General features: G+C 68.7%; 13 protein-coding genes. 11 read left to right on the top strand and 2 right to left on the bottom strand.

Annotated features, from left to right (window positions below; all coding sequences use genetic code 11):
- Positions 1–131 precede the first annotated feature (131 nt).
- The 8 genes from KLK06_RS30330 to KLK06_RS30295 all read left to right on the top strand — a co-directional run bounded on the left by KLK06_RS30330 (position 132) and on the right by KLK06_RS30295 (position 9,680).
- Positions 132–410, top strand: coding sequence for a hypothetical protein (locus tag KLK06_RS30330; RefSeq protein ID WP_214639079.1), 279 nt, complete (start codon positions 132–134; stop codon positions 408–410).
- Positions 407–958: a hypothetical protein gene (locus KLK06_RS30325; protein ID WP_214639078.1), complete on the top strand. Its 552-nt coding sequence runs from the start codon at positions 407–409 to the stop codon at positions 956–958. The genes KLK06_RS30330 and KLK06_RS30325 overlap by 4 nt, the downstream gene beginning before the upstream one ends.
- A gap of 173 nt (positions 959–1,131) precedes the next feature.
- Complete coding sequence (glgX, locus tag KLK06_RS30320) at positions 1,132–3,225, top strand: glycogen debranching protein GlgX (RefSeq protein ID WP_214639077.1); 2,094 nt, start codon at positions 1,132–1,134, stop codon at positions 3,223–3,225.
- Positions 3,218–5,395, top strand: coding sequence for a malto-oligosyltrehalose synthase (gene treY, locus KLK06_RS30315; protein ID WP_214639076.1), 2,178 nt, complete (start codon positions 3,218–3,220; stop codon positions 5,393–5,395). Before glgX ends, treY begins: the two co-directional genes overlap by 8 nt.
- The gene (gene treZ / locus KLK06_RS30310; protein ID WP_214639075.1) at positions 5,385–7,097 is read left to right on the top strand and encodes a malto-oligosyltrehalose trehalohydrolase; all 1,713 of its coding nucleotides are present in this window, start codon (positions 5,385–5,387) and stop codon (positions 7,095–7,097) included. Before treY ends, treZ begins: the two co-directional genes overlap by 11 nt.
- Positions 7,098–7,220: 123 nt before the next feature.
- A complete protein-coding gene (locus KLK06_RS30305; protein WP_214639074.1) occupies positions 7,221–8,675 on the top strand; it encodes a hypothetical protein in 1,455 nt (484 codons plus the stop codon).
- Positions 8,676–8,706: 31 nt separating this feature from the next.
- Positions 8,707–9,144, top strand: coding sequence for a hypothetical protein (locus KLK06_RS30300; protein ID WP_214639073.1), 438 nt, complete (start codon positions 8,707–8,709; stop codon positions 9,142–9,144).
- 191 nt (positions 9,145–9,335) lie between these two features.
- Positions 9,336–9,680 (top strand): hypothetical protein, encoded by a 345-nt coding sequence (locus tag KLK06_RS30295; protein WP_214639072.1) that lies wholly within the window; start codon positions 9,336–9,338, stop codon positions 9,678–9,680.
- A 190-nt stretch (positions 9,681–9,870) separates the two neighbouring features.
- On the opposite strand, the gene KLK06_RS30290 is transcribed toward KLK06_RS30295, so the two are convergent.
- Complete coding sequence (locus KLK06_RS30290) at positions 9,871–10,911, bottom strand: winged helix-turn-helix transcriptional regulator (RefSeq protein ID WP_214639071.1); 1,041 nt, start codon at positions 10,909–10,911, stop codon at positions 9,871–9,873.
- 62 nt (positions 10,912–10,973) lie between these two features.
- Here KLK06_RS30290 and KLK06_RS30285 point away from each other — a divergent pair, with 62 nt between their 5' ends.
- The 3 genes from KLK06_RS30285 to KLK06_RS30275 all read left to right on the top strand — a co-directional run bounded on the left by KLK06_RS30285 (position 10,974) and on the right by KLK06_RS30275 (position 13,733).
- Positions 10,974–11,771, top strand: a complete 798-nt coding sequence (locus KLK06_RS30285; RefSeq protein ID WP_214639070.1) for an ABC transporter permease — start codon at positions 10,974–10,976, stop codon at positions 11,769–11,771.
- Positions 11,771–12,700, top strand: a complete 930-nt coding sequence (locus tag KLK06_RS30280) for an ABC transporter ATP-binding protein (RefSeq protein WP_214639069.1) — start codon at positions 11,771–11,773, stop codon at positions 12,698–12,700. Before KLK06_RS30285 ends, KLK06_RS30280 begins: the two co-directional genes overlap by 1 nt.
- A gap of 133 nt (positions 12,701–12,833) precedes the next feature.
- Entirely contained in the window at positions 12,834–13,733 is a 900-nt protein-coding gene (locus KLK06_RS30275) for an ABC transporter permease (RefSeq protein WP_214639068.1), read from the top strand.
- Positions 13,734–13,885: 152 nt separating this feature from the next.
- On the opposite strand, the gene KLK06_RS30270 is transcribed toward KLK06_RS30275, so the two are convergent.
- The gene (locus KLK06_RS30270) at positions 13,886–15,481 is read right to left on the bottom strand and encodes an FAD-dependent monooxygenase (RefSeq protein ID WP_214639067.1); all 1,596 of its coding nucleotides are present in this window, start codon (positions 15,479–15,481) and stop codon (positions 13,886–13,888) included.
- Positions 15,482–15,834: the final 353 nt, after the last annotated feature.

Here is a 15,834-nt window from a genome sequence, read left to right as displayed (position 1 = left end):
GGACCCGCCCGGTCCCGGAGGTCGGCTTCGACCCGCGCAGGGACCAGGACACGGAGCTGGACCGGTGTAGCCGCACCGGCCCAGCTGAAGAACGATCATCCCCCACTGCCAAAGCAGAAGGACGATCCACCATGGATGTTAGCAACATAACTAGAACATCGACCGTTCGTAATCCCGTCCGTCGCCTTCTGGCCGGTCTGCTCGAAGTCCTCGACGCCTGGGCGTTCGCCGAACTGGACGCCAGGGCCAGGGGGCGGGGCTGGCAGGTGCGCCGGCCGGCCCCGCTCATGAGGGTCTATCGCGCCCCGGAGTTCGACACCTACGTACGTTGCGCCGCCTGCGAGGGCGAAGGCGTCACCAGGCAGGGTCTGTGCCGCGCCTGCCTGGGGTTGGGCAGAGTGCGGCGATGAACCGGCGTCTCCTGGATGAGCTGAACCGTGCCACCACCCCCATATCACGGCCGAATCCCCTGGTCGTGCTCTGGCGGTGGCGGTATGAGGTCGTGACGGTCGTCTGCCTGCCACTTCTCGCGTATCTGGCGGTCACCTCGTTCGGTCCCATCTCCCTGGCGGCGGTTGCCGTGCCCGCCGTGATCGTCCTCTGGCCGCCCGCGCGGTCAGGGGCGTGGGGGCGGATCCGGTGCGTGGTCACCGCGCACCGGATCCGTGTCGGCCTCGTCGAGGCGTACGTCGTCAACAGGCGGGGCAAGATCCCGGTCATCGTGTGGTGCGCGCCGGCTCCGTTCGGCGAGCGTGTCTGGGTGTGGTGCCGGGCCGGGACCACGCCTTCGGCCATCGGGCAGGGCCGGGACGTCATCGCGGCCGCCTGCTGGGCGAGCGAGGTGGTCGTGCGGCCGCGCTCGGGCAGTCCGCACTGGGTGCTGCTCGAAGTCATCCGGCAGGGGCGTTCCGTCCGAACCCTGCCTGAGGAGTCTCAGTCCGCCAGAGGCATGCTGTGAACGTGGGCCGCTTCTGATACCGCGCCGTCAGAGGCGGCCCGCCGGCAAAAAGCGTGCAAAGCCGTCTTATGGGAAGGACCTGGTGATTCGCCAGGCCGGACGCCTCCTTCGAGGCTGGGCTTGTCCGGCGGAGCGAGGGAACGGAACATAGGACAGACGGCAAGGGAGCCTCGATGATCGAAATCTGGCCGGGAGACCCCTATCCTCTCGGGGCGACCTATGACGGGGCGGGCACCAACTTCTCCCTCTATACGGAGGCCGCCTACAAGGTTGAGCTCTGCCTGTTCTCCGAGGACAACACCGAGTCCAGGGTTCCGCTCACCGAGGTGGACGGGTTCATCTGGCATGGCTACCTGCCGGGCATCGGGCCGGGCCAGCGCTACGGCTATCGCGTCCACGGACCCTACGAGCCGGCGAACGGGTTGCGGTGCAATCCGGCTAAGCTGCTGCTCGACCCGTACGCGATGGCGATCGAGGGCGGCGTCACCTGGAACGAGGCAGTGTACGGCTACCCTTTCGGACAGCCCGACGCGCGCAATGACGCCGACTCGGCGCCCTATATGCCGCGCTCGATCGTGATAAATCCATTCTTCGGCTGGGGGCACGACAGGCCGCCCGCGACGCCGTACCACGACACGGTGATCTACGAGGCGCACGTGCGCGGCCTGACCATCAGCAACCCGAAGATCCCCGAGCACATACGCGGCACATACGCGGCACTCGGTCACCCGGAGATCATCGATCACCTCACCAAGCTCGGCGTGACGGCGATCGAACTGATGCCCGTCCATCAGTACGTCACCGACGACATCCTGGAGCAGCGCGGGCTGGCCAACTACTGGGGCTACAACTCGATCGGCTTCTTCGCGCCGCACAACCGCTACTCCAGCCAGGGGCAGCGGGGCGGCCAGGTGCTGGAGTTCAAGGCCATGGTGCGGGCGCTGCACGAGGCGGGGATCGAGGTCATCCTCGACGTCGTCTACAACCACACGGCCGAGGGCAACCATCTCGGCCCGACGCTGTCGTTCCGGGGCATCGACAACCCCGACTACTACCGGCTGGTCGACGGCGACAAGCGTTACTACCTGGACACCACGGGCACCGGCAACAGCCTGCTCATGCGCTCGCCCCACGTCCTCCAGATGATCATGGATTCGCTCCGCTACTGGGTCATCGAGATGCACGTCGACGGGTTCCGCTTCGACCTGGCCTCGACCCTGGCCAGGGAGCTGCACGAGGTCGACCGGCTGAGCTCCTTCTTCGACCTGGTCCAGCAGGACCCGGTGCTGTCGCAGATCAAGCTCATCGCCGAGCCGTGGGACCTGGGGCCGGGCGGCTACCAGGTCGGCAACTTCCCGTCGCGATGGACGGAGTGGAACGGCCGCTACCGCGACACCATCCGCGACCTGTGGCGCGGACAGCCCGCGACGCTGCCTGAGTTCGGCTCCAGGTTCACCGGCTCCAGCGACCTCTATCTGGACGACAGTCGCCGTCCCGCCGCCTCGATCAACTTCGTCACCTGCCACGACGGCTTCACCCTGCAGGACCTGGTCTCGTACGACGGCAAGCACAACGAGGCCAACAAGGAGGGCAACCGCGACGGCACCGACGACAACCGGTCCTGGAACTGCGGCGCGGAGGGTCCGGCGAGCCTGGCCATCGAGTCGCTGCGCGAGCAGCAGAAGCGCAACTTCCTGACCACGCTCTTCCTGTCGCAGGGCGTGCCGATGCTGTCCCATGGCGACGAGCTGGGCCGTACCCAGCACGGCAACAACAACGGCTACTGCCAGGACAACGAGCTGACCTGGGTCGACTGGTCCGACGTCAGGGAGAACTGGCTGCTGCTGGAGTTCACGCAGCGCCTGGCCGCGCTGCGTAAGAAGCATCCGGTGTTCCGGCGCAGGCGCTTCTTCTACGGCAAGCCGGTGCGTGGCCTGAACGACATCGCGTGGCTCACGCCGACGGGGGAGGAGATGACGGACGACGACTGGAATGTCGGATACGCCAAGTCGCTGGCCGTCTTCCTCAACGGCGAGGCGATCACCGAGCCCGACAGGCGCGGCCGGCCGATCAGGGACGACTCGTTCCTGCTGCTGTTCAACGCCCACAACGAGACGATCCAGTTCACGATCCCCAAGGATTATGGCGAGATGTGGCAGACCGAGATCGACACCGCCATGCCGATCTTCCTCGACGTCCGGATGTGCCGAGCCGGGGAAGGGATCGCGGTGCCTGGTCGCAGCGTGCGGGTGCTCCGGCGTGTCTAGGCCGGTCTCGACCTATCGGGTCCAGCTGACGCCCGACTTCGGGTTCGCCCAGGTGGGGGAGATCGCCGGTTATCTGCGGGATCTGGGCGTCAGCCACGTCTACCTGTCGCCGATCTTGCAGGCGACGCCCGGCTCGCTGCATGGCTACGACGTCACGGACCACTCCCGGATCCGGGAGGAGTTCGGCGGCGCCAAGGGGTTCCGCGAGATGGCCGGGCTGCTGGCCGCGCAGGATCTCGGCATCGTGCTCGACATCGTGCCCAACCACATGAACACCATGAACGCCCAGTTCTGGTCCGTGCTCGCCGAAGGCCCCGCCTCGCCGTACGCCCGCTGGTTCGACATCGACTGGGACGGTGGCAAGGTGACGCTGCCGGTGCTCGGCGACGACGTCGAGCCGGTGGTCGACGGCGACGTGCTGCGCTACCACGAGCACGTGTTCCCCCACCCCGGGCACTATCGACTGGTCGACTGGCGTCAGGGGCCGGGCTACCGGCGCTTCTTCGACGTGTCGTCGCTCATCGGGCTGCGCGTCGAGGATCCGGAGGTGCTCTTCGCCACCCATGAGGTGATCTTCTGGCTGCTCGACGAGGGCCTGGTCGACGGGCTGCGCGTCGACCATCCGGACGGGCTGGCCGATCCGCGCGGCTACCTCGAACGGCTGCGTGCCAGGTCAGGCGGCGCCTGGACGGTCGTGGAGAAGATCCTCATCGGCGAGGAACGGTTGCCCGAGGACTGGGCCTGCGAGGGCACCACCGGCTACGAGGTGCTGAACCGGATCAACGGCCTGTTCGTCGACCCGGCCGGCGAGGCGCCGCTGGTCGAGCTGTTCACCCGGCTGACCGGTCAGCCGGCCGACTTCCGGCCGGTGATGGCCGAGGCCAAGCGCGAGGTGATCGAGCTGTTCTTCGGCGCCGAGATCCGCCGCCTGGCCCGCGCCGCCGACTGCGCACCCGCCGCGGTCGCCGAGCTGCTCGCCGCGATGCCGGTGTACCGGGCGTACGTGGCGCCGGGCGAACCGCCCCCGCCCGAATCGGTGGAGATCGTCGAGCGGGCCGCCGCCGAATGCTCGCCCGCCGTGCGACCGTTCGTCCAGCAGGTCCTGTACGGCCCGGCCGACGTGATCACCCGTTTCCAGCAGACCTGCGGGCCGGTCATGGCCAAGGGGGTCGAGGACACGGCGCTGTACCGGTGGTTCCCCCTGTCGTGCCTGAACGAGGTCGGCGGTGATCCGGACCTGTTCGGCGTTCCGGTGGCGGAGTTCCACGCGTTCTGCCGCGATATGCGGCCGCACACGATGACCACGCTGTCCACCCACGACACCAAGCGGTCGGAAGACGTACGCGCCCGGCTGTCCGTGCTGTCGGAGCTGCCCGGCGAGTGGGCGCAGGCGGTGTCCGAATGGTCGGCGGCCGTGAGCTTCGATCCGCGGCTCGACTACCTGGCCTGGCAGAACCTCATGGCGGCCTGGCCGATCTCCGGTGAGCGGTTCGCCGAATACCTGCTCAAGGCGGCTCGGGAGGCGAAGACCGCCATCTCCTGGATAAAGCCGGATCCGGGGTACGAGCAGCGGCTGCGCGACTTCGCGGGCGCGGCCGTGAAGCTGCCGGTGGGTGAGTTCACCGAACGCATCGACGCCTTCGCCATGGCCAACTCGCTCGGGGCCAAGCTCGTCCAGTTGATGATGCCGGGGGTGCCGGACGTCTACCAGGGCAATGAGATGACCGATTTCTCGCTGGTCGATCCGGACAACCGGCGCCCCGTGACGTTCGGGCGGTCGCCGATGTCCCGCTGGGACGCGGCCAAGCTCGCCGTGACGACCCAGGCGCTGCGGCTGCGCCGCCGGCTCGACCCCACCGCGCCGTACACGCCGATCCTGGCAGACGGAGAGGCGGCCGAGCACGCGATCGCCTTCGCCCGCGGCGACGACCCGCCGCGGGTGGTCGCGGTCGCCACGCGGCTCCCCGTCCGGCTGGCCCGCCGAGCACAGGCCGAGGAGGTACGGGCCGGGGAGCGGGAGATGTGCCTCGGCTGGGGCGGCACCACGCTGACCCTGCCGGCCGGCACCTGGCGTGAGCTGCTCACCGGCGGCCTCTACACGGGCCGCATCCCCCTTGCTCACCTGCTCGCCCGATACCCTGTCGCGCTGCTGGAGAGACATGATCTTTGAGGTGTGGGCACCGAACGCCGCGACCGTGGAGGTCGACGTCTTCGACGGACGCCGGGCGATGAGCGCCGGTCAGGGCGGCTGGTGGTCGGCCGACGTGCCCGAGGCCGGGCACGGGACCCTTTACCGGTACGTACTCGACGGCGAGGGCCCCTACCCCGACCCCCGCTCCCGCCGCCAGCCCGACGGCGTCTTCGGGCCCAGCGCCGTCTACGACCACGCGCACTACACGTGGGCCGACTACGAGTGGACCGGCCGTGACCTGCGCGGCGCGGTGCTCTACGAGCTGCACATCGGCACGTTCACCCACGCCGGCACGTTCGAGGCGGCCATCGAGAAGCTGCCGCACCTCGTCGAGCTGAGCGTCGACTTCGTGGAGGTCATGCCGGTGGCCCCGGTGCCCGGCGGGCGCAACTGGGGCTACGACGGGGTGGACCTGTACGCGGTCAACGAGACGTACGGCGGCCCCGACGGGCTCAAGTCGTTCGTCGACGCCTGCCACCGCGCCGGCATCGGCGTCATCCTCGACGTCGTCTACAACCACCTGGGACCATCCGGGAACTTCCTGCACCCCTTCGGGCCCTATTTCGCCGGATTCGAGGGGAGCTACTGGGGCGAGGCGGTGAACCTCGACGGGCCAGGGTCCGACGAGGTGCGCCGCTACTTCATCGAGAACGCGGTGCAGTGGCTGCGTGACTACCACATCGACGGGCTGCGGCTCGACGCCGTGCACGCGCTGCACGACAGGCGGGCCACGCACCTGCTGGCCGAGCTGTCCGACCAGGTGGACGCGCTGTCCTGCGCGGTGGGCCGGCCGCTGTCGCTCATCGCCGAGTCCGACCTGAACGACCCCCGCATGGTCCGCTCCCGCGACGCGGGCGGACTGGGCATGACCGCGCAGTGGAACGACGACGTCCACCACGCGCTGCACTGCGCGGTGAGCGGCGAGAGCCACGGCTACTACGCCGACTTCACCAACCTGTCCACCCTGGCCAAGGCGCTGACCAGCGGTGTCGTACACGACGGCGGCTGGTCGAGCTTCCGCGACCGCACACACGGCGCGCCGTACGCCGGAGTGCCTGGTCACCGGCTGGTCGCCTGCCTGCAGAACCACGACCAGATCGGCAACCGCCCCCTGGGCGACCGGCTGCCGGTCTCCGCGCTCAAACTCGGCGCCGGGCTGCTGCTGACCTCGCCGTTCACGCCGATGCTGTTCATGGGGGAGGAGTGGGGGGCCGGTACGCCGTTCCTGTTCTTCTCCGACCACGTCGACGCGCAGCTGCGGGAGAGTGAGGGCGGGCGGCGGGAGCGGGAGTTCGACGGGTTCGGGTATGACTGGGACGCGCCTGATCCGTCGCGGGTGGAGACGTTCCTGCGGTCCAAGCTTGATTGGGATGAGGTGAAGCAGGAGGTTCACTGGTCGTTGCTCTGCTGGTATCGGGACCTGATCGCGCTGCGTAAGGCGCTGCCTGAGCTGTCTGATCCGCGCTTTGATGGGGTTCGGGTGGAGTTCGATCCGTTGGGGAAGTGGCTGGTCATGTGGCGGGGGTCGCTGTGCGTCACCGTCAATTTCGGGGCGGATTCTGTGACTTTGCCGGTTTCTGTAGGGGCTGTTCTGTTGGCCTCTGACGAGCCTGTTGCTGCTGGTGAAGACGGTGTCTGGCTGCCGGGGCAGACTCTGGCGATCTTCAGATCGGAGCCCTGACCGGTACCGTTGTCCACAGCCCTGAGCCGACTGCCGACGGTTATCCCCAGAACGCCGTTCGCCTCCACGCACCCGCCTTCCGATCGCCGATCCTGAGTGCCTCACTGCACTCTGGAGGCCCTCGTGAAGATCACTCTCCCCTTGCCTGACCGTCTGACGTCCCACTTCATCGTCCCCGTTGAGCGCGTCCCCTTCGACATCGAGTCGTTCGTGCCATGGCGCGTCGGCAGGCCGTACAGACGGGCGGTGAGCGCGGCCCTGGGCAGCCCGCTCCTCACCGTCACCCATCACCGCACCTCTTGGCGACCGGCCGGCGTCACACTCGCGGTCGAGGAGCGCCACCTCCTCCGCCGATCCCAGCAGCACGTCATGATCTCCTCCACAGCACCTCCACACGCACTGCCCACCAGCGTCCAGGTGGCCCGTGCCACAGCCCGCGCGGTCGCCCAGGAGTGCGGCGGCCTGGTCATCGACCCACTGACCGGCATCACGCTCCTCACCTGCGAGCGGCCCACCAACGATCCCCCCGCTTCCTCGCGGCCACCCAGCTCCAGCGGCTCCCGTTCGGCCGCCTCGGGATCGCCTTCCGGGCCGATCGGTCGTCGGCGACGGGATGAACCGACCACCTTCCGGGGACCTGGCGAGCAGGCCAGCTATCGGGCAGGTAGCGAGCCGGCTGGTTTGCGGACGGCCGATGAGCCGCCCGGTGTCCAGGCAGTTAGCGTCCTTACTGCGGGTGAGCCGCCCAGATTTCGGACCGCAGGCGAGTCGCCGCATGGCTTTCGGGCTGGCAGCGAGTCGCCCGCCTTCCGGCTGGCCGACGATTGGCTGGGCTGGGACGTGCAAGTGCACGGGGACGCCACCTGCCCGCCGTGGGACCCGGCCGACACCGGCGCCTGCGACTGCCTACGCGTCACGTCCAGGGGGCTGAACCGCTTCGCCCTGCCCGAGATCACCCTCGACGGCGCGGCCTGCGCCCACAGTCTGTGCGCCACGCGCCTGCTCCGCAGAGTGGCCAACCACCTCGTCACCGATCACCTGGCCTTCCTCGCGACCCACCCGGACGCCACCGAGCGCGTGATCGACGACCACCAGCGAATAGAAGCCTCAGCCGGCCACGGCGGCTCACCGTTCACCGTCCACCTCACCCCCTGCGACGCCGACCCGACCGGCCACGGCCGCATCGGCCGGCTCAAGGTCGGCCCGTCTCCTGGCGCTGGCCAGATCGCTTACCTCAAGGCCAGCCCACCTCCTGGCGCTGGTCAGGCCGCCTACCTCAAGGCCGATCCACCTTCTGCCATGGGCCAGGCCGCCTGCCTTGAGGCCAGTCCGTCTCCTGGCGCTGGTCAGGCCACCTACCTCGAGGTCGGCCCACCCTCTGCCATGGGCCGGGCCGCCTCTCCCAAGGCCGGTCCACCTCCTGGCGCCGCTCTTGTCACTCACCTCAAGGTAGGTCCGCCATCGGATTTCACCGGCTCGCTCAACGACTGGCTGTGCGCCACCCAGCGCACCGCCAACGACGTGCCAGTGGTCATCGGCTGTGACTTGAAGGACCCGTCCCGAGCCCTCGTGGCCTAAATCGGCCACACCCCTCCGGGAGGAACCCCACATGCTCACCGTTCGTAAAACCCATGTGGACGCTTTCGCAGACGTTGACCGTAAATTACGCGAGTCCCGCGAGCAGATTCGCCGATTCGATCACCTGACCACCCGACGGAAGACGATAACCGTCCAGATCCGGGAGGTCACCGAGCTGACCAGCCAGTTGGAGACACAACTGGCCAAGGAACAGCGCGACGTCACCCGCCTCGAAGGCAGGCTCGGCGGCTTCCTGGCCGTACTCGCGGGCCCCATCGCAGGCTCCAAGGAGGAGCGGCTGGCCAGGGAACGAGCCGAAGCGGAGGCCGCCTGGGAACGGCTACGCGGCCAGCGCCGCAGGCTCGACGACCTGACCGCCGACCTCAGGCCACCGAACGAGAACTCGCCACGATCTCGGGGGCCCATCAGACGTACGAGAAACTGCTGGCCGACAAGGAAGGCCTCCTGATCGGGCTGGACAACGAACGCGGCCAGAAGCTACTAGAGACCTCGAAGAAACTGGCCAACACACAAGCCGACCTCAGGGAATACACCGAAGCCCGGCACGCGGGCACGGCCGCGGGCGAGGCACTGGGCATCGTCCTGACGCTCCTGAACAAGGCACGCGGCGCGTCGACCTGGGACCTGCTCGGCGGTGGCGTGCTGGCCGACGCGATCGAACACGGCCATCTATCAAGAGCGGATCAAGCAGCTTGGCACGCCCAGCGAGCGCTAGACGTCTTCTCCCGCGAACTGGCGGACGTCGGGTGGGCCGCCGACCTCCAGATGCCCAAGGTGGACACGCGGTGGTTCGTGGACTCGTTCTTCGACAACATCATCACGGACGCGCTCAAACACCAGCGCATCAACAAGACCCGCGACGCGGTGGCCTCGATCTACCAGTGGGTCGCCAAAACCGTGGAGGCCTTGACCAGACGCAGAGAACAACTGGAGGCCCAGCACAGGGCACTGCTGGCAGAGCGGGAGCAACTAATCGCCAGCTGACCACCCTGACGGGGAAGGATCGCGTGAGTCGGCTTCTGACCAGGAGAATCGCGGCTCGCGAGGGGTCGTGGGGCGGGAGGTTCGGCCGGAATGCCAGAGCGGTCATCGCCGGCTCTGGTGACGAGGAGCCGGCGATGATCCGGCTCGGCGTCCCGCGCCGGACCGACGGTCGCCAGGGGCGTGTGCGGGATCAGGTAATGGCTTCGGTGGCTGTCAGTGCCTCGGTGATGGCGGCCGGGATGTCCAGTACGGGGAAGATGACGTGGCGGATCACGCGGAGGCGGTCCACGACCAGGATCAGGCGCTTGAGCCGCAGGGCTTGACCGGCGCGGAACGTGGGAAGGCGGAGGGCCGCCGCGAGCCGCAGGTCCATGTCCGAGAGCAGGGGAAACGGGATGTCTTCCGCGGCGGCGAAGGCGGCTTGCTCGTCGGATCGCTGAGTGCTCACGCCGTGAATGGCGATGTCACGGGCGGCGAACTCGGCGTGCCGGTCGCGGAAGATGCGGTTCTCGATCGTGCAGCCCGCTGCTCCGGGGACTTGACTCCAGCCTGGCGGTAGTGGGGCGGGCATGCCCGTCGACGGATAGCCGAACAGGACCGTCGCCCGCGCATCTGCCACGACATCGAGCAACGGCGTTCGCTCACCCACCGACGCTGGTCGACCGACGGTGGTCAGTGGACGGCTGGCGGTCTGGCCGGGAGCGGTCAGTGGATGGACGGCGGCGCCGGTTTGGTTTGTGGTGGTGGGCAGATGGTCGACGGTGCCGGGCCGGTCGGTGGTGGCTAGGGGACGGCTGCTGGTGCTGGTGCTGGGCAACTTCAGAGGGTCGGGGACGCGAGTGCCTACCAGGGCGTGGACGCGGGCGGCTTCCGCGCTTCGTGGTGCCGCCGCCCCCGTGAGGGTGCCGTCGCCGAGGAGCCAGCGGTCAGCCCAGTCCTGCATGGTGATCAGCATGGGTGCCAGTGCCCACCCCGCGTCCGTGAGGACGTACTCGTACCGCACCGGCCCGCTCTGATACGGCTCCCGTACCAGCACCCCGTGTTCCACCAGGTGCTTGAGCCGTTCCGTCAGCACCTTGCGGGAAATGCCCAGTTCGCCCAGCAGGTCGTCGAACCGGCGGTGGCCGCGCGTCACCTCGCGGACGATGAGCAGGCTCCACCAGTCGCCCACCACGGCGGCCGCCTGGGCGATCGAGCACTCGGCGTCCTGCGAGCGCAGCTCTCTAGCCATATCAGGACTTTACCGCCAAGTGAGTCTCTGATAGAAACTCAGTCAGTTCCCAAAGGAGACTCATGAGCGTGGCATGGGCGACCCTGAGACGGTCGTGGTTGGTGACCAGGCGGGCCTACCCGTGGTCGTACTTCATCGGCACCCTGTTGCTGGGTGTCTTCACCATCGGGCTGGCCTATCTGGGGCTGCGGGCCGTGGCGGGTGGGGAGATATCTGCGGAGTTCCGCGGGAAGGCGGGCACCGGCGACTATCTCGGATACATCGCCGTGGGCGCCGCCGCGTACATGTTCGTCGTGCACGGCATCCTCTGGACCGGCAAGGCGATGATCCAGGAGCAGCGCGAGGGCACGATGGGCGCGCTGATCGTGGCTCCGGCGCGGCGCCTGCCGTACCTGCTGGGGTTCTCGGCGTTCGCCTTCACCGCGGTGGCGGTCGAGGTGGCCGTGTTGTTCGGGTGCGCGGCATTGTTCGGGGTACGGCTGGCGCCGACGGGGGCGGCGGACGCGGTGCTGGCCGTGGCGGGGCTGGCTCTGGCGGTGTTCGGGATGTCGGCCGTGCTGAGCAACGTGATGATCGTCGCTGGCGAGGCGCATATCGCCCAGAACAGTGTGTTCCACGCGATTGCCTTGCTGTCCGGGTTCACCTTTCCGAGGGAGTACCTCCCTGAGGCGTTCCGGTGGCTCGGCGAGGCAGTGCCGGTCACGGCTGCCATGGACGTGATCCGTGGCGTCTTCACCGGCGGCACCGGGCTGGATCCAGGCCGCCTCGCCGTAGCCGTCGCCCTCGGCCTCGCCTACACCGCCGCCGGATTCCTCGCGATGCCCTGGGCGGAGCGCAGGGCCATGGAACGGAGTTATTGATGATCGAGACCGTGAACCTGCGCAAGGAGTTCGGGGCGAAGGTGGCCGTCGACGGCTTGAACCTGTCGATCCCCAGCGGCCGCGTCACCGGGCTGCTCGGGCTGAACGGCGCCGGCAAGACCACCACCATCAAAATCCTGGCCACGCTGCTCCGGCAGACGTCCGGCACCGTCAGCGTGGGCGGCCTCGACCCGGTCAAGCAGCCACATGCCGTACGGAAGAGGATCAACCTGATCGCCGGCGGCGAGCGCATGGTCTACGCACGCATGACCGGCCGGGAGAATCTCTGGTACTTCGGCCAGCTCTACGACATCCCCACCAAAGTGCTCAAGCCGCGCATCGGCCAACTGCTCGAACTCGTCGGGCTGACACATGCCGCCGGCACGCGTGTCGAACAGTACTCGCGCGGCATGACCCAGCGGCTGTCCATCGCGCGAGGCCTGATCAACGACCCCGACTACCTGCTGCTCGACGAGCCCACGCTGGGGCTCGACGCGCCGATCGCCCGTGACCTGCGCAAGGTCGTGGCCGGGCTGGCCGAGCAGGGCAAGGGCGTGCTCCTCACCAGCCACTACCTGGCGGAGGTCGAGCAGCTCTGCGAGCACGTGTACGTGATCGGCGACGGCCGCCACCTCGCGGCGGGCTCGCCGGCCGAGCTGATGGCCCAGACCGGTTGCCATCGCACGGTCCGGATCACGGTCACGAACCTGTCGCCCCAGATCGAGGCCGCCGCGCTGGCCTTCGACAGCCGCGTACGGCTCGCACCGGGCGGGGTGGTCGAGCTGAACCATCCGGACGACCTGACCGGGGCACTGACCACGACGATCATCGAGTCGGGCGGCGCGCTCGGCGGGCTGGAGATCGTGGAGCCCTCCCTTGAGGACGCGATCCTCGCGCTGAGCGACCGCTCGCTGGAGGTGATCGCGTGATGGGGCCGCACGAGGGGACGGGCACGGCCTGGTCGCCGTGTCGTACAGGGATGGGCGTGACCGCGACGTGGTGCCGCCTGCGGCTGGGTGTCACTCCGTTGTGGGCTCGGTCGGAGGTGGGTTCGACTCCGTCGTGGTGCCGCACAGAGACCGGCACGGGCTGTACGGCCTGCGCGCTCGGCAACCGCACGAGCCGGTGGCAGGTGATGACGTGAGGCACGCGGCGAAGGTCATGCGGGCCGAGGCGCTCAAGCAGCACCGCCAGATCTTCGGCAGCAAGCTGGTCCTGTTCTCGATGCTGGTCTGGCCGTTGCTGAAGCTCGCCGAGACCTACTACACGCTCCGGCCGCTGGCCGCGACGCCGGGCATCGCCGAGCGCTGGCCGCTCGCCGCCGACCCGGAACGGCTGCTCGCCTTCCTGGCCACGGGGGCGCTGGGGTTCACGTTCTTCTTCTCGCTGGTGCAGTCGGCCTGGCACTTCTCCATCGAGCGCCAGACCGGCACGCTGGAACTACTCTTCCTGTCACCCGCGAACCGGCTGGCCGTGGTCGTCGCCAACGGGTTCGCCGCGCTGGTGCAGAACGCCTGGCTGTTCGCCTGTTTCGCGGTGGCGATGTTCACGCTGCTGGACGTGGTGAACGTGGCGCATCCGGCCATGTACGCGGTGGTCTTCCTGGCCATGCTGGTGCCCGCGGTCGCGTGGGGGGCGTTCCTGAACAGTGTGCTGATCTTCTCCAGGGACGCCGCCTTTCTCTACACGCTGCTGGACGATCCGATGTGGTTCGCCAGCGGGGTGCGGCTGCCGGTGTTCGCGCTGCCCGGCTGGATCCGGGCCATCGGCTCGGTGCTCCCGCTCACCGGCAGCCTGGCGGTCGTGCGCGGCGCGCTGCTCGACGGGCAGGGCATCGGCGACCTGGCCGGGGAGCTGGCCGGGCTGACCGTACTGTCCGGGGTCTTACTGCTCGCGGCGGTCGGGGCGCTCCGGCTGGGAGAGGCCCGAGCCCAGCGAACCGGGCAGTTGCGCCTCTTCTGAGGCGGGTTGCCGGTGCCACTTTGACAGCGGCTCGCCTTTTCTGGGCGCCGCCAGCGTGCAGAGGTGGGACGTAACACAGGCGGTCGCGGGCTCGCTGTCAGCGTGCTGAGGTGGGATGGCACACGGGTGGTCGCGGGCCCTCTGAGTCGCCGTCAGCGGTTGAGCATCTGCCTGAGGGCCCGTTCGAGGGTGGTCGCGGGGTCCGGGTCGGTGTCCGGGGAGCGCCAGGCGACGTAGCCGTCAGGGCGGACCAGTACGGCGCCGCCCCTGCCCACGCCGTACCTCTCCGCCCAGCAGCCGTCGACGTCCATCAGCTCTTCGTCCACCAGTACGCGGGTGAGCTGGATGCGCAGCCGCTCCTTGACCAGCCGCCCCGCGTCCATCCAGGCCCGCCCCTCAGGCCCGGCGATCAGTACGAACCCGAATCCGAACAGGTCGATGGTCGAGATCAGCTGGCCGTCCCAGTCGAGCGCCACGTGCGGGGCGCGGCTGCCCGGACGCCCAGTCGGTACGCGCGGATCCTCCAGGAGCGCCCCGTCGTCACCGGGCTCCTCCAGGATCGCCGTCGAGTGGTAGCGGTATCCGATGATGGCGCTCATGGGGTCTTCGAGTGGTTCCGGGTAGTCGGTACGCATCGCGGGAGGCATCCGGACGCCGAGATTCGCGAGCTGGGCGTCGGCCGTCAGCGTGCCGATGGGACGCCGTTCGGCATCGTAGCTGTCGAGGAAATCCGGTCCGGCCTGCCCGGTCGCCACCAGCCAGAGCCGCCATGCGATGTCGCAGCCGTCCTGCAGCGCGGTGCTCCCGCCCTGCCCGCCGGTGGGCGGCATCGTGTGCGCCGCGTCGCCGGCCAGGAACACCCGCCTGTCGCGGTAGCGGTCGGCCAGGATGTGCGCCATGGCGAAGGTGGTCTTGTCGAGCACCCGTACGTCGAGGTCGGGCACGCCGATCGCCACCCGTACCAGCTCGACGCAGCGTTCCTCGGTGAAGTCGGCCTCGCTCTCACCCTTGGCGGGGTCGTAGTTGACGCCCACCACATGCGCGCCCACGCCCGTGCCGGTCACGATGACGCCGGTGAAGACCTCATTCTGCAGGTACCAGAGCGTGACCTCGCGCTCCCGTACCAGCTCGGTCAGGTCGGCATCGAACATGATCGAGCACATCAACCCCAGCTCGCCCTTCCCCGAGGTGGGGATGCCCAACTGGGTGCGCAGCGGGCTGCGGAAGCCGTCGGCGGCCACCACGTAGTCGGCCCGTACGACGCTGTCGACGCCGTCGGCGCGGATGACCGCGGTGACACCCTCGGCGTCCTGCTCCAGCGAGATCAGCTCGGTAGAGAACCGCAGGTCGGCGCCGAGCTCCTCGGCCTTGGCCCGCAGCACCCGCTCCACCTCCGACTGTGGGGCGCCCACCTGCGCGGCGGGTGTGACGTCGGCGAGAAAGGCGAACTCGTCCCCCTCGTTGGTCATGATCATGTGCGGGTTCGGGTCGGCCAGGTTCGGCGCGATCGCGATGCGCATGCCGTCACCGATGCCCTGCCAGATGTCACGCAGCGACTGCTCGATCCCGGGCACCGGGCGCAGTAACTCGACGGCTCTGGGCCCCACCCCGAACGCCTTGGGCTGGACCGACGTACTGGCGTGCCGCTCGACGAGCATGACGGGCACTTCACGCCACGCCAGCAGCGCCGCCGCGCTCAACCCGGCGTAGCCTCCGCCGACGACAAGAACGGGTACTCGCTCGTGCACTCAACCCACCTCCGAGAACGCGTAATATCGCGTTATTGGTCGAGCAACACGATATGTCGCGTCTAGCGAACGGGTCAAGACATATCTCGAAATGGGGGATAGACGATCAATCCACGGGGCCAGGAGGTGCACGCGCCGCTGAGCGGTAGGCGCCGTTACAGCGGCCGACCCCGCGCTGGATCAGCGACCGCCTCTCAGGAGGTCCCGGTCGTGGTCGGCGGCAGCGACGCGCCCCGTGCTGGTCTGGGGGCTGTCTTTCCGAAGGCCGCGGTTGCGTGTCGTCGGCGGGCGTCTCTTGGGGCGCTCGGTCGTCGCGACGCGCCCCCTGCCGGTCGGGGGCCGTCTTTTCGGAG

The sequence above is a fragment of the Nonomuraea sp. NEAU-A123 genome, assembly GCF_018603905.1.
Classification (GTDB): domain Bacteria; phylum Actinomycetota; class Actinomycetes; order Streptosporangiales; family Streptosporangiaceae; genus Nonomuraea.
The sequence above is the reverse complement of the archived record's forward strand: the minus strand, read 5'-3'. Positions and strand labels throughout refer to the sequence as shown.

Excerpts from the sequence above, each read along its gene's own strand:
- KLK06_RS30330 (WP_214639079.1), top strand. The coding sequence starts at position 132 with ATGGATGTTAGCAACATAACTAGAACATCGACCGTTCGTAATCCCGTC.
- KLK06_RS30325 (WP_214639078.1), top strand. The coding sequence starts at position 407 with ATGAACCGGCGTCTCCTGGATGAGCTGAACCGTGCCACCACCCCCATA.
- glgX (WP_214639077.1), top strand. The coding sequence starts at position 1,132 with ATGATCGAAATCTGGCCGGGAGACCCCTATCCTCTCGGGGCGACCTAT.
- treZ (WP_214639075.1), top strand. The coding sequence starts at position 5,385 with ATGATCTTTGAGGTGTGGGCACCGAACGCCGCGACCGTGGAGGTCGAC.
- KLK06_RS30300 (WP_214639073.1), top strand. The coding sequence starts at position 8,707 with ATGCTCACCGTTCGTAAAACCCATGTGGACGCTTTCGCAGACGTTGAC.
- KLK06_RS30290 (WP_214639071.1), bottom strand. The coding sequence starts at position 10,911 with ATGGCTAGAGAGCTGCGCTCGCAGGACGCCGAGTGCTCGATCGCCCAG.
- KLK06_RS30285 (WP_214639070.1), top strand. The coding sequence starts at position 10,974 with ATGAGCGTGGCATGGGCGACCCTGAGACGGTCGTGGTTGGTGACCAGG.
- KLK06_RS30280 (WP_214639069.1), top strand. The coding sequence starts at position 11,771 with ATGATCGAGACCGTGAACCTGCGCAAGGAGTTCGGGGCGAAGGTGGCC.